Annotated in this window: 14 protein-coding genes; 1 reads left to right on the forward strand and 13 read right to left on the reverse strand. The window is 42.8% G+C overall.

Translation table 11 applies throughout. The features are described from left to right. The 9 genes from CYL18_RS11280 to CYL18_RS11320 form a co-directional block, all read right to left on the reverse strand. Nucleotides 1-1,491: a UDP-N-acetylmuramoyl-L-alanyl-D-glutamate--2,6-diaminopimelate ligase gene (locus CYL18_RS11280; RefSeq protein WP_104849619.1), complete on the reverse strand. Its 1,491-nt coding sequence runs from the start codon at nucleotides 1,489-1,491 to the stop codon at nucleotides 1-3. Nucleotides 1,492-1,645: 154 nt separating this feature from the next. Beyond that, entirely contained in the window at nucleotides 1,646-3,565 is a 1,920-nt protein-coding gene (locus tag CYL18_RS11285) for a stage V sporulation protein D (RefSeq protein WP_104849620.1), read from the reverse strand. A gap of 174 nt (nucleotides 3,566-3,739) precedes the next feature. Then, nucleotides 3,740-5,947, reverse strand: coding sequence for a penicillin-binding protein (locus tag CYL18_RS11290; RefSeq protein ID WP_104849621.1), 2,208 nt, complete (start codon nucleotides 5,945-5,947; stop codon nucleotides 3,740-3,742). Continuing rightward, nucleotides 5,947-6,297, reverse strand: a complete 351-nt coding sequence (ftsL, locus tag CYL18_RS11295; RefSeq protein WP_104849622.1) for a cell division protein FtsL — start codon at nucleotides 6,295-6,297, stop codon at nucleotides 5,947-5,949. The genes CYL18_RS11290 and ftsL overlap by 1 nt, the downstream gene beginning before the upstream one ends. 27 nt (nucleotides 6,298-6,324) lie before the next feature. Beyond that, nucleotides 6,325-7,260, reverse strand: coding sequence for a 16S rRNA (cytosine(1402)-N(4))-methyltransferase RsmH (rsmH, locus tag CYL18_RS11300; protein WP_104849623.1), 936 nt, complete (start codon nucleotides 7,258-7,260; stop codon nucleotides 6,325-6,327). Nucleotides 7,261-7,295: 35 nt separating this feature from the next. Then, nucleotides 7,296-7,727 carry a division/cell wall cluster transcriptional repressor MraZ gene (mraZ, locus tag CYL18_RS11305; protein WP_104849784.1) on the reverse strand — a complete coding sequence of 144 codons (432 nt, stop codon included), beginning with the start codon at nucleotides 7,725-7,727 and terminating at the stop codon, nucleotides 7,296-7,298. Nucleotides 7,728-7,978: 251 nt separating this feature from the next. Then, nucleotides 7,979-9,607, reverse strand: coding sequence for a bacillithiol biosynthesis cysteine-adding enzyme BshC (gene bshC, locus CYL18_RS11310; protein WP_104849624.1), 1,629 nt, complete (start codon nucleotides 9,605-9,607; stop codon nucleotides 7,979-7,981). Nucleotides 9,608-9,867: 260 nt separating this feature from the next. Further along, a complete protein-coding gene (locus CYL18_RS11315; protein ID WP_104849625.1) occupies nucleotides 9,868-10,257 on the reverse strand; it encodes a DUF3397 domain-containing protein in 390 nt (129 codons plus the stop codon). Beyond that, complete coding sequence (locus tag CYL18_RS11320) at nucleotides 10,258-11,151, reverse strand: 2-dehydropantoate 2-reductase (RefSeq protein ID WP_161497129.1); 894 nt, start codon at nucleotides 11,149-11,151, stop codon at nucleotides 10,258-10,260. Nucleotides 11,152-11,328: 177 nt separating this feature from the next. On the opposite strand from CYL18_RS11320, the gene CYL18_RS11325 reads away from it, so the two are divergent. Continuing rightward, nucleotides 11,329-11,802 carry an N-acetyltransferase gene (locus CYL18_RS11325; protein WP_104849627.1) on the forward strand — a complete coding sequence of 158 codons (474 nt, stop codon included), beginning with the start codon at nucleotides 11,329-11,331 and terminating at the stop codon, nucleotides 11,800-11,802. Nucleotides 11,803-11,920: 118 nt separating this feature from the next. Here CYL18_RS11325 and CYL18_RS11330 read toward each other — a convergent pair whose 3' ends face one another. The 4 genes from CYL18_RS11330 to CYL18_RS11345 all read right to left on the reverse strand — a co-directional run bounded on the left by CYL18_RS11330 (nucleotide 11,921) and on the right by CYL18_RS11345 (nucleotide 14,154). Next, complete coding sequence (locus CYL18_RS11330; RefSeq protein ID WP_104849628.1) at nucleotides 11,921-12,460, reverse strand: RsfA family transcriptional regulator; 540 nt, start codon at nucleotides 12,458-12,460, stop codon at nucleotides 11,921-11,923. A 97-nt stretch (nucleotides 12,461-12,557) separates the two neighbouring features. Next, on the reverse strand, nucleotides 12,558-13,307 hold the full coding sequence (locus CYL18_RS11335) for an enoyl-CoA hydratase/isomerase family protein (protein WP_236636424.1): 750 nt from the start codon (nucleotides 13,305-13,307) through the stop codon (nucleotides 12,558-12,560). Nucleotides 13,308-13,391: 84 nt separating this feature from the next. Further along, nucleotides 13,392-13,565: a 50S ribosomal protein L32 gene (gene rpmF, locus CYL18_RS11340; protein ID WP_049671523.1), complete on the reverse strand. Its 174-nt coding sequence runs from the start codon at nucleotides 13,563-13,565 to the stop codon at nucleotides 13,392-13,394. A gap of 52 nt (nucleotides 13,566-13,617) precedes the next feature. Next, nucleotides 13,618-14,154, reverse strand: a complete 537-nt coding sequence (locus CYL18_RS11345) for a YceD family protein (RefSeq protein WP_104849630.1) — start codon at nucleotides 14,152-14,154, stop codon at nucleotides 13,618-13,620. Nucleotides 14,155-14,339: the final 185 nt, after the last annotated feature.

Here is a 14,339-nt window from a genome sequence, read left to right on the forward strand (position 1 = left end):
TTAAACCCTCTCTTCTTTCTGCTGACTATTCAATTTTTCTTTGATTGCTTCCATAGCGACTTCCCTGTCATCAAAGTGAATGACTTCCTTGCCAATGATTTGATAATCCTCATGCCCTTTTCCGGCTATCAGGATGACATCCTTCGGCTCGGCCTGCTTGATTGCTTCATAAATCGCTTCCCTGCGGTCCGTGATTCTCTTATAGTCTTTCCCAAGCACACCGTTTGTCATATCATCCAAAATGGATTCAGGGTCTTCGCTTCGTGGATTATCAGAAGTGAAAATCGGGTTTGTGCTGTATTCACAGGCTACTTGCGCCATGAGCGGACGTTTGGTTTTGTCTCTGTCTCCGCCGCATCCGACAATGGCATAGACCTTCTTCTCGGCAAATTCATTAACAGTTTTCAAAGCATTCTCTAGACTGTCCGGTGTATGGGAATAATCCACAAGAACCGTGAAATCCTGACCGCCATAGACGCGTTCAAACCGCCCTGAAACACCCTTGATTTCTTTGAGCGACTGAATGATTTGCTGAAGCGGAATATTTGATACCAATCCGACAGCAATCGCCGCAAGGCAATTATAAATATTGAACTTGCCGATAAGCGGCAAGGAAACCTCGACCTTCTCAGCCGGGGTAATAAGGGTAAAGGATGAGCCTTGCGCAGTAATCCGGATATTTTCAGCCTTTACGTCAGCCGCCTGATGAATCCCGTATGTAACGACATTTGCAGCAGTCGCCCTTTCGTACATAATGGATGCCTCATCATCTGCATTTAGAATCGCATATTTCGGTTTGCCGTCCCTATAGGCATTGCCCATTCTTGCAAACAGCAAGCCTTTAGCGTAACGATAATTCTCCATAGTTCCATGATAATCTAAATGATCCTGTGTCAAGTTTGAGAATACAGCAATATCATAGTCACATCCAAAGACACGGCCCATTTCTAAGGCATGTGAGGAGACCTCCATTACCGCTGTCTCTACCCCCTTCTCCGTCATGCTATGGAATGTTTTTTGAAGAGTAAGACTATCAGGTGTCGTATTCTTTGTTTCAAAGGTTTCATTACCAATCTTTGTATACATCGTACCGATTAATCCGGTCACTTGATTAATATCCTTAAATAGCTTCTCAATGAGATGGCTAATCGTGGTCTTGCCGTTTGTGCCGGTAATACCTATCAAGTTGAGCTTTTGTGTAGGATGACCATAGAACTGATCTGCCACTTGCGCCATAACCTTTGCCGTACTCTTGACGATGACGACAGGAACGTCCACATCAAGTGGTTTCTCGGATACAATAGCGACAGCCCCATTCTTAACGGCTTCCGGTGCCAGGTCATGCCCATCAACGGTATATCCTTTAATGCAGATAAACAGACTGCCACTATTCACTTTTCGGTGATCATTTTCAATGGATGTAAGGCTTGGATTCCCTTCACCCTGTTTTTGTTTAAACGGTATTATACTGATTAAATCATCAAGTCTCATAAAACAGGTTCCTTTCTTTTAAAAGCAATCTTCCTTATTGTATCGTAAATTAAGGGTATTAGAAATAAGAAAGTATGTATTCAATCTATAAAAAAATGTCAAAAAGGCAGCTGACCGAATCAGCCGCCATGCTTTCTTGCAATATAGCATAAGGTCAATTATCTTCATCAAGATAGATGCGGATAGTTGATCCTTCCTTCAATTTCACACCTGCTTTTGGCGACTGCTGTACTATCCGGTTTCCTTTCCCGGAAGCGGCAATTTTAAACCTGGAGTATTGCTCGCTCAGATCTCTTAAAGTAAGTCCAACTAAGTCAGGAACCTCCTCCTCCACAGGGTCTAAATAGGTTTTTTTCTTTTCAACCTGCCCTTCCCTCGGCTTAATACCCAATGCCGGCAAGCTATCCTTCATGATTCTGCCCACAATCGGCGCAGCTACAACCCCACCGAATTGGACGGTTCCTTTTGGATTATCAATCGCGATATAAACAACAATCTGAGGGTCATCTGCCGGAGCGAATCCAATAAAGGAGACGATGAAATTATTTTCTAAATAACGGCCATTTTGTGCCTTCTGGGCTGTTCCCGTTTTCCCGCCTACTCTATATCCGTCCACGAACGCGCCTTTTCCGGACCCTTTGGCAACCACCGTCTCTAGAGCCTCTCTTATTTCCTTCGATGTTTCCTTAGAGATAACCTTTCGCTTTGGCTTAGGAGTCTTTTTCATGATTGTTTCCCCTGTTACGGGATCCTTTATTTCCTTTGCGATAAAAGGTGTATATAATGTCCCACCATTGACCGCTGCAGATACCGCCATCACCTGCTGAATCGGCGTAACGGAAACCCCTTGACCAAATGCCGTCGTTGCCTGCTCAACCGGACCAACCCTATCCACATTAAATAGGATTCCTCTCCCCTCACCCTGGAGGTCTATCCCTGTTTTCTCTCCAAAACCAAAATCATGAATATAATCAAACAGCTTCTCCTTGCCGAGCCTCTCTCCTAGTTCCACAAAGCCTGGGTTGCACGAATTCTGCACGACTTCAAGGAAGCTCTCTGACCCATGACCTCCTCTTTTCCAGCACCTAAGATTTGCTCCCCCCACCTTTACATAACCCGCATCATAAAACCGGTCATTCTTTAAATCTACTTTCTCCTCTTCAAGAGCAGCAGCCAGTGTAATGATTTTAAAGGTGGAGCCCGGCTCATATGTACTCCATACGGGCAGGTTGCGATTATAAATTTCCGGTGCAACATTGCGGAAATTGGTCGGATTAAATGTTGGCCGGCTCGACATCGCCATTATCTCTCCAGTATTTGGATTTACGGCAATACCAACCATTCCATCAGGATTATACGTTTCCTGGGCGATATCCATTTCCCGTTCAATAATGGTCTGGATGCGGTTATCCACGGTAAGCGTTAAATCATATCCATTCAGCGGAGACTTGTAATCATCAGCCATATTCTCCATCCGCTTACCCTTCGCATCTGCATAAAACTTCACATAGCCTTTGTTCCCCTTAAGCTCTTCGTCATAAGCAAGCTCCAGGCCCATCAGACCCTGATTATCGATACCCGCAAAGCCGAGAACGTGAGAAAGTGCCGAGCCATGCGGATAATACCGAATGGAATCTTCTGCGATATAAACACCAGGCAAATCCAGATTACGAATTTCCTTTGCTTTACTATGACTGATTTTTCTTCCTTCGGGAATCTTAACGATTGAAGTATTCGCGGTAATGAGCTTATAAGCCTTGTCCGATTTCATATTTAAGGCACTTGCCAGCTCCGTCGCCGTTTCACCCGGGTTCTTCACCTGCCGCGGCACGACATATACAGTCGGAGCCGATTTATTCGTGGCATAAACCACGCCATTGCGATCCTTGATTTCTCCTCTTTTCGGTTCAAAGGGAATATTTCGGCTCCACGAATCCTTTGCAAGCTCCGTCAAGAAATTCCCCATATAGATTTGTACATATCCAAGACGCAGGTCAATCACAACGAAAACAGCTAACCCAATTAATAATGCCGCAATTAATCGCTTTCGGACCGTATGATTTGATGCCCTCACTAATAATCCCTCCAATACAAGCACATTTCCACTTTATGCTTGTACCAGTGGAATTAGAACCAAACAGAAATCACGGATGAGCATGGCCTTATTTCATGAAAAAAGGAATCCAGACATAGCCGGGTTGGGCATCTGGATTCCTTCTAAAAGGACTATCTTATTGAACTAGTGGAATTAGCCTCCTACTTCCTCTACTTCCTCTTTTTCCTCATCTTTTTCATCTTTTTTGGATTTCTCGTAAATGGTTTCCGGGTCCTCAAATTGCACGACAATCGATTGATTCTCTTTTAAAACCGTACCAGTCTTAGGCTTTTGACTTGAGACATATCCAGAGCCAGAGGTATTCAAATCAATCCCCATCAAGGAAGAAGCCTTCATAACATTCCTCAATGACCAGCCGGAAAAGTCCGGCATAGTAAGCTTTCCATCAGTTAACAGAAGAATCCTCTCACCTTCAATGACCGATGTGCCGCTCGGTGATTGCTTTTTAATCTTTGTCCCATTACCAATCACAATTGGCGTTAAGCCAGCTTTCTCAACCTGCATCTTGGCAAGCTCTATATTTGTGCCGACAACATCAGGGACCTCAACAAATGATTTCGTGTCAGTTTCTTCTGATTCGATATTTAAATACTTCAGCGTGTTTTCCATTACGCTATTGAATACTTTCGAAACAGGTGCGGAGCCTGATTCATTTCCTTTTAGCTGAGGCTGCTGAACCGCGATATAAACAACCACTTCCGGATCATCCTTAGGAGCAGCCCCAAGGAAAGAGAAGATATAATTGTTGTGTCCGGTTAAATATCTGCCCTTTTCACTTGAATAAATGGAGGCTGTTCCAGTCTTCCCAATGACATCATAACCATCAATCTTATACGGTTTACCCGTCCCTTTTTCTGAGGTGACAACCGTCTCCAAAATATTTCGGACCTCAGTGGCCGTCTCACTGGAAATCGGTTTTGCCACCATAGTGGGCTTGGTCTCCTTGATCGTTTCTCCAGTTGATGAATCAGTGATTTTTTCTACTACATATGGTTTCATCATCTTTCCGTCATTTGTGATAGCTGTTGCAGCCTGGATTAATTGAATAGGCGTGACCGTAGTTCCCTGTCCATAGGCAGTCGTAACTTTTTCAGACTCCCACTTATAAGCAAACTGGCCAGTCGTTTCGTGCGGAAGGTCAATCCCTGTTTTCTTTCCAAAACCGAATTCCTTCAAATATTCAAGCAGGGTATCAGATCCAATCTTCTCTACCGCTAATTTCGCAAAGGCCACATTAGATGAGCGCTGCACACCCTCTAAATAGGATATCGTTCCCCAGCCTCGTTTTCCATTATGGTCACCAATAGTGGTGGATTTATCAATTTTATACGTGCCGGATTTATATAATTCATTCGGGTTCCAAACCCCTTCTTCAATTGCGGTTGCAAGCGTAAATACCTTCATCGTTGACCCTGGTTCATATGATTCTTCTACCGCCAGGTTCTGCCATGTTTTTTCAAGCCCCTTCCTTGTATTTAAATCATAGGTTGGCCGCTGGGACATAGCGAGTATCTTTCCAGTGTCTGGGTCAGCCACAATGCCGATCATCTTCACCGGGTTATACTCATCGTTAACCTGTGACATTGCGTCCTCAAGGAAGATTTGAATTTTGCTGTCGAGGGTCAATTGAACAGTCGCACCATCTGATGGCTCCTGAACTTCAGTTTGCTTATTTGGCAAAATATTGCGCCATAAGTCTCCCTGGAAGGTTATGGACCCATCCTCTTCCTGCAAATGCTTATCAAGCATCTTCTCTACTCCTAGCGCTCCGGTTACTTTACCGGTATTTTCATCCTCTTCTACAAATCCGATTACATGAGAGGAGAATACGCCATTCGGATAGAAACGTTTCGTATCCTTAATGAAAGTGATCCCAGGAAGCTCTAGCTCTTCAATGGCTAATTTCGTCTGATGCGAAAGGTCTCGCCCTGCGGACCCGAACTCCGTTTGGTAAACATTCTTCTTTTGCAGCTTTGCAAGAATTTCACTTTCCTCCATATTGATATGTTCGGCAAGGATTCTAGCTGTCTTCTCTGAATCAACCACATGGCGCGGGTTATCCTCATCCTCTGTCAGGGAGTCATCTAAAATCGCAATCAATTTATAAGAAGACGTATCACGTGCCAATACCTCTCCTTTTGTGTCCACAATGGAGCCACGCTCAGCAGTTAAAGTCCTGCTTACTTGATATTTATCCTGTGCCTTAGCAGCCAGTTCCTCTCCGCCGGCGACCCCGGTATATTGGATGATGAGGAACCGGACGAACACTACACAAAAAAACAGCCCAAACATAATGAATAAGAAGGCTGCCCCTTTGTTACGACTCTTTTTATTGTTCATCAATTTTCCACGACCTTAACATTTTGATCTTTCAGTGTAAGACCTAACTCTTTAGCCTTTGCCCAGATTCGATCATATGTACTTAATTCGCTCACTTGGTCGGTTAAATCTTTATTGGCTTTCGTTTGATCCTCTATTTTTGATTCAACGGATACAATATCGCGGTTGATTGCATAAATGTCAGCCTGCGTCGAGATAATTTTGACAGCAAAGAAAGCGATAAACAAAGCAAAGCTTATGTACAAAACCTTCTCTCCTAATGTAATTCCATTAGGTATGACCACTTTCTTCGTCTTGACTTCGGTATGTTTAGTTTGTTCCTGCTGAAGTTTTTTCGCTAAACTGCTCATGTTTATCCCCTCCTAATATTATCTGTTCTATTTAATCTTTTCAGCTACTCTAAGCTTGGCGGATCTGGCACGTTTATTCGCTTCCAATTCTTCCTCACTCGGTACAATCGGCTTCCTCGTAATCAATTTAAGATCAGGCTCAAATTCTTTCGGAATGACTGGCAAGCCATGCGGCATTGGCGGTAACTCTGATTTCTCCTTAAAAAAACTCTTGCAGATGCGGTCCTCGAGTGAATGGAAGGTTATCACAGAAATTCTTCCGCCTTTATTAAGCATAGGAAGGGCTTTTTCTAAAGAAACCTCGAATACTCGTAATTCATCGTTGACTGCTATGCGAATTGCCTGAAATATTCGTTTAGCAGGATGACCGCCTTTGCGGCGGGCTGGAGCCGGTATGCCTTCTTTAATGAGATCGACGAGCTCAAATGTCGTTTCAATAGGCTTCGTTTCCCTTGCCTGCTCAATCTTTCTGGCAATTTGTTTGGAGAACTTTTCTTCCCCGTATTTAAAAAATATCTTCACTAGTTCTTCAAAGGACCATTCATTCACGACATGATAGGCACTCAAGGGTGCTGATTGGTCCATCCTCATATCCAGCGGTGCGTCATAATTATAGCTGAACCCTCTTTCTGGCGTGTCAAACTGAGGGGAGGATACTCCCAAGTCATAAAGAATCCCATCAATCTTCTCAATTCCCAGTTCTTTCAGCTTTTCGTCAAAGTGGACAAAATTGCTATTTACCAAAGTAACTCGATCCATATAGGCTGAAAGCTTCTTCTTTGCATTCTCTAGAGCTGTTATATCTTGGTCAAAAGCAATCAATCTGCCCTTTTCAGATAAAGCCTTTGCAATCAATTCGCTGTGGCCGGCCCCACCAAGGGTACAATCCACATAAATCCCATCAGGTTTTATATTTAGTCCATTGACAGCTTCATGTAATAATACAGTAGTATGATTAAACATATCATTCTTCACCTTCCTGAAAGGAAGTATGCGCATTAAATATCAAAACCAATCATGTTTTCAGCAATCTCTGAGAAAGAATCTTCTGATTCTGCAAAATACTCTTCCCAAATTGGCTTGCTCCAAATTTCTATCCGGTTTGATACACCTAGTACTACGCATTCTTTTTCCAATTTCCCATAGTTTAAAAGAGTGCTTGGAATATTCACACGTCCTTGCTTATCAATCTCACATTCTGTAGCACCGGAGAAGAAGAACCGAGTGAATGCCCTAGCATCCTTTTTCGTAAGCGGGAGACCTTTGAGCTTTTCTTCCAGCTCGGACCATTCATTCCGGGGATATCCAAACAAACATTGATCAAGACCGCGCGTAATGACAAACGACTCCCCTAAAGCCTCTCGGAATTTAGAGGGAATAATGATTCGGCCCTTATTATCAATAGAATGATGGTATTCGCCCAAAAACATGTCCTTCACCCCACTTCTCCCCCTTAATGTACCACATCCCTCCACTTTTAACCACCATTTCACTAAAAAATCTTTAATATTTGAATAAAATATCACTGCATTTATTACAAACTGCCAATTCAATCCTCCGTTGTGTGTGTTTTCCAACTCAACTTGTAAGATTACACCTAATTTCACCAAGTCTATTGCCGCCCTTTTTTTTAGCTGCACACAAAAAAGACCCTCCTTAAAAGGAGGGTCTTTCGTACTACTTACAAATATATAACATAGTGAGATCCATCAAATGCTAAATCCTCTTCCAAAAGGTCATCAATCCATGAAGATCCATAATGATTGAGGAAGTAGAATGGATTCCAAATCCTCTCCTGCAATCCGCCGACAGGATGCAAGCTATTTTCGACACGGTCATATTTACCTATAGTATCAGCATTCTTTCTTGCTTGATGTTCTTCTATCTTTTTCTGCATAAACAGCAGTTGATCCACTAAAATCTGACGGTTTTTTTCGAAGAGAGGTTTCAGTCCCTCATCAAGATGAACGACATCGTTCTGCCACTTCATATGGTCGTTTTCTAGTGATTTTATTATATCAGAATAAGTGTTTGGTACATTTTTATGAAGTTTCTCCAGATAAGACTCCTTCTGCGCTGAGCAGCCTTTACGGAGAACCTCCTCAATCGATAAATCTAATTCATGCAACAATCTGTTAACAGCACCTTCAACCAAAGTAAAGGATAACCGTGGCCATAACGGCGGCATCTGTTCTCCAAGCATACGGAAGACCGGCATAATTTCACTCCAGTAAGCAATCTCCCCCGGACCTCCGATAAAACCAAGCACAGGGAATAGCTTTTCTTGAATCAGCGGTCTAGTTACAACATTCGTACTGAAGCTCTCAGGCGTTTTAGAAAGAAGGCGATCCAATTCAGCTTCCGTAAAGGTGATATTTGACCCCTTACCCTCATAGTGATCCGTACCAGGCTTTCTCTCCAGCAAAACCCGATTTTGGGTTGTGGGTTCATAATAAAAGAGGTTACAGCATTCTTCATTAATATCAATAATTGGCTTATAGCCCGATTCCCGAAGAACGGCTTGCTGGTTCAGAACTTCGGTGCTGATGCCTTTTCCCTCAAAAGCGATTTGATAATAATAAGGAGCGGCCAGCTTCCTGAAATGCGGATCTCCTGAATCGACAAGCAGCAGACCCGTATCATTAAACAAATCATTAATTAAACAGGCAAAGAATTCTGTAAATGTCTCTGAGCGTTCAATAGCATGATCAACCCAGTCCATTAGCAAATTAGTCCTCTCGGTTTCACCAAGCTCAGCAAACACAGCCTCTGCCCATTCCAATGCCATATCCTTGTCCAGCTTAATATCAGATACCATTCGCTTTCCGGTTGGCGGCCCAGGGTAGGTCATTTTCTGCATGGAGCTCTCTGATTCCAGATACACATGATTAACCTCATTGTAATCATGGTCCTCTCCTGCGATCCAAAAGACGGGAATGACCGGTTTTTTTAATTTTTCACTTTGCTCTTTTGCCAATTTTATAATTGAAATGATTTTATGAATAGAGTAGAGCGGTCCTGTCAGCAAACCAGCCTGCTGTCCTCCAATTATAACGAGGGCATCTTTCCTTAATGCCTCAATATTCTCCTTCGAACGTTCCGATATCCCGAATTTCCCCATAAAGCCTTCAATATAGGACGCAGCTTCATCACGCGGGAACATTTTTGAATCAAGCCACTCAGCTCGTTTGAGAATATCCCCTTCGTCCTGCCAGTCATATTGAAAAAAATCTCCCTTCTTCAATACGCCATTTATATAATCTGTAGCAAAGCGATTTAACGCTGGCAGATTCATTTTTATGTAATCCATCAAGGCTGTCTCCTTTTAAACAATTTCATATTATCATTCAGTATAGCATTTACAAATAAAACCACGAAATCACTTGCTTAACAAAATAGTACAGCTCCCTTCAATGTAAGCGGGAACTTCCTCGCTCGAGGCAAAAGTGATTCTTTATTGGCAGTCTATAATAACCCATACAAACAATTACCAGCTCTAGTTCTTTGTCAACAAAATAAAAAGCCGGATGGATTCCAGCAAGAGCAGATTCCACCCACGGCGACTTGGGTCTATATGAATATTCTAATGACCCTCCCTGTAATTCCAGCCAGACAAAGAATAAAGTAAGCTGCTCCGAAAAGCAAGAAGGTCATTCTCCAAAAACCTTTTATAAAACGACGGAAGTCCACTTCTTCTTTCGCTTTATATTGCACGATCAAAACGATTGATGCTGTCAATGCCAAAATAATGAGAATCAACCAAATATACGACTCGCCAAGCATTGCCTGTACAGCAAAATGAACCGCCAATATGAGGAAAAATGTTGTCACATCAACGGAAAGCTTCGCAGCTTTACGGTTATTCCCAAACGCTGATTTAGCAATAGTGTAGCTTATGATATAAACCAATGCCGGCACAATAATAAATGCCGCAATAAGACCTGCAAATATAGTTTCCACTCACTTACCCCCGCTCTCTTCTAGGCCTCTTATCATGGCGTATAGCGCTGAGACTAAACCCATCTTTTGTATACGCTCATTCGCTTCCTCAAGACAGTACCCAAGAATGGCCTCGATTTCTGTTTTTCTCTGCATTTCGATATCACGAAGCATGGATGATTTGTTGTCCGCTGTTCGTTCACAAATTAGGAATACCTTTTCTTGATATTTCAGATACTGCTCCTTATCGATACCAAGACCATAGCATACCTGCTCGCACAATTGCTTAAGGATTTGCCGGAAATAAGAATTGGCAATCAGCTCCCCGTTCTTTACACCGAGTACGGCTGTCAACGGATTAATGCAGGCGTTTACGATTAATTTTTCGATTAGCCTCGGGTAAATATCATTCACTTCTTCAATAGGAAAGTCGGCATCCTGCTGTTCCAAAAGAGCTACCTGTCTTTCCCCCCTGTACAAACCGGCTCGTATGATACCCATACCCGTATGAATCGTCGTTGTCTCGTTATCACGAAGTGCGCCATGCTCCGTTATTCCAACATATACAGAAACGCTATGTAAACAATCTAATTTCTTCAAATGACTCATGCCATTTTGCAAGAAGAGAAGCGGTGACCTCACACTTTGAATATATGGAAGGATTTCTTCAATTGCACCTTGCTTCACCGTAACAATCAGCAGCTCCTGTGTTGCAATCGCTTTTGAGTGAGCAAGCATCTCTGCCTTACATTCTGTAAAGACCGGATGAATGCCTTTGATCTCAATTCCTCCGGCGCAGTTTATTTGATCGGCTTGGCTCTTTGTTCTTGTAAATAAAGTAACCTCATGTTTTTTCCCTAATCTTCCGGCCAAAAGCAAGCCGATGGATCCTCCTCCTATAATGCCAACCTTCATATATACCTCCATCAGCCCTTTTGTCATAATTGTAGCAAAACCTTTCTTTCATGGAAAGATAGCCAATGAACGTTGATGACAGGAATTATCCATTCGACTAAACAATATGAATTTTCCATTATTTTATATATAATGAATACATAGAAGATGGATATACAAACAAGGGGAGGACATGGCATGAGTGTAAAAGTTGAAAGATTACTAGTGAATTATCGTACTTTAGAGGAATTCAAGAAATTTAAGGAATATGGACTGCAGGAGCTATCTATGCTTGAGGATCTGCAGGCAAACCTTATTGAGGATGATAGCGAGTCACCTTTTTACGGCATTTATTACGGAGATAAGCTGGTAGCCCGGATGAGCCTTTATAAGATTGAAGCACGCTTTGATAAATATTTTAACCCCCCGCACGAATATTACGAGATATGGAAATTGGAAGTGCTTCCAGATTACCAAGGCAAGGGATATGGGACCATGCTCGTCGATTTCGCTAAATCTTTCGGTCTTCCGATTAAGACAAATCCAAGAGTACACTCCAGAACCTTCTGGGAAAAACAGGGCTTCGAATCCGTGTCTTATGATGTGGAAAGAGACCTGGGAGAGAACCCGCTTATCTGGAGGCCAGAGGGCGTTAGCCTCTTAGAAAAATAAAACAAATGGCTTTAACATCGGTAAGCCATTCATACAAAAAAGCACATACAAGCAGTGACCGCCAAAAGTTAGTTTTCCTCTAACTTTTGGGAAGCGGCACCCCGGCATGTGCTTTTTTTTATTTTCCCACTGAGAACTTCCTGGCCTTCTCAAGCACTTCCAATAGACCGTAATACTCTGACTCAATCATTTTGTACTGCTCCTCAAGCTTCTTCTTTTCCTCCATCAGAACATCAGCATGCTTCTTCAGCATTTCATGTGCCCTTTGCAGCTCTTTATAGGAATCAATCGAGTATTCCTCAAGCATTCCCGCTAGCTCTGCTAAGTAAGCAATCACCTCATGCAGCGAAAGATCCTTCCCTTCATCTGCTTCAGCCTTCCCCGCATCAGAGTGAGGCACAACAGAGCGGTCCTCTTTCGGGCCTCCTTTTTTCATTTCTTTTCGCGTTTTCTTCGCCGCTTCTATCTCCTGCTTAAATTGCTTCCGCACGAATGAATTCCACCTAAACCCGCAAGCTGCCGCTGTTCTGGTGACACCCTTGCCGACTTCCTCAAAGGCTTTCAGCTGTGTGCTTCCTTCCTTGATATGTCTCAGTACCACTTCCGCTAAATATGCATCCTCATCCTCTGTCCACCCATCCTGCCTCGATCCTGACATCTATTTTCCTCCCATCCATTGCATGGTTATATATCCATACTTATGCTGTTGGTAGGAAAGATAGAATGCACAAAGATTCTATCAAATGAGGATTTTCTTATTTAGCCAGAAATCTGCTGACTGCCTCCAAATGGGCCGGTTTTTCCCATAACACTGCACAGCGGTCAACTTCCAGTTCCATTCTATCCGGAAGTCCAGAGCTCTTCCACTTGCGAATCAGCATCTCTTTATATGCCATGACCGCTTCAGGAGCGTTTTTTATATATGGATTGACCATCTCTAATATTTCTTCCTTCGTTACGGACTTATAGGCAGCTTGAATGAACCGGGATTGAACTGCCTCCCCAACCGTAATAAACCGTCCGCACATCAGCCACTCCAGTGCCTTTTGAGAATCAAGCTTTTCAAGCAGAAGACTTCCCCCTCCCCAGCCTGTTGTGATTGCCTGGCGGACTTGGATGAACCCAAGCCGGGCATCCTCTTTAGCAAAGCGGAAATCACAGGCTGCAGCCAGCTCCATCCCACCGCCAACCGCCGCTCCATTAATGAAACAAAAAGACGGCTTAGGAAGAAAAGCAAGCTGGACTAAAACCTTAGACATCTTTAAGAGCATATACCGGGCCTCTTCATATGTATGCAGCCGATGAAATTCCCCTAAATCTCCGCCCGAACAAAAAGCCTCTTCACCACTGCCAGTCAAAATCAATGCTTTGATTGCCCTATCCTTACCTGCCAAGCTAATCGCCTCGGCTAATTGATCCATCATTTCGAAATTAACCGCATTGCGCACCTCAGGTCTGTGCAATGTCACGAATAAGCATTCTCCCAATCGTTCATACTTAATCACACTCAAAACTTCTCCCCCCATTGTCCTCTCGTCATATTCACAACAACAAAAAAACACAGGTCTCCCTGTGTTTTCTCGAGTTGATTATTTATTTACAACTTCTTTTCCTTTGTATGTTCCACATGCTTTACAGATACGGTGAGCCAATTTCATTTCACCGCAGTTTGGGCATTCAACCATACCAGGGACTTGAAGTTTGAAATGCGTACGACGCAATCTCTTTCTTGTTTTAGAAGTTCTTCTAAAAGGTACAGCCATGTTTTACACCTCCTTAAAAAACGATGGTTCTATGGAAGACTTATGTAGTCTTTCATTTGTCTTTGTCATGATCATCCTGTTTGTCAAAAAGCTGAGCTAACTTCGCAAGTCTTGGATCCACCTTTTTGACTTGCTGATCTTCAGAGATTACTTCCCAATCATCACCAGATTGCGGAGCCCCATTAGCAGGGTTATCTGTATCACAGAAAATCTGCATCGGAATTTCCGTCAGGATAATCTCTTTAATGACCGGTGTCAAATCCACTACATCACCTTCAGCTAAATGGAACTCACCGTCTTCATCCTCCATACCATCCAATCGATTGAACAGAAAAGTTTCTGTCGTTTGTACATCAATCGGAAAGGGGACATCAACTAAAGTTCTTGAGCAAGGCAATGTCAGTGTACCTGATATTTTCACATGAAAAGTTACACGGTTAGAGCCAAGATCAGCTTTGCCAAATACTCGTATTGGTGAAATACGGCGTATTTGCGGGTCAATCTTTGTTAACTCCGACATATCAGCCGTTTCATCAATTGTAAATCCATTATCGCGGAATTTTTGTAGTTGCGGAATTGTCCATTTCAAATCCTATCACCTCTAGGCAACAAAGGTAATTATAGCTTTGGTAAACTCATTTGTCAATGTTTTTTCTTTACAGCCATAAGTGATACCCTTATCCATATTTTAAGCGCTTGTCCTGTTATTTTACCCGAAGATGCGTGTTTTGAAAACAAGGGAATTTCCTAAAGTAATCCGACCGTTTGCAACCA

Source organism: Pradoshia eiseniae, assembly GCF_002946355.1.
Taxonomy (GTDB): domain Bacteria; phylum Bacillota; class Bacilli; order Bacillales; family Pradoshiaceae; genus Pradoshia; species Pradoshia eiseniae.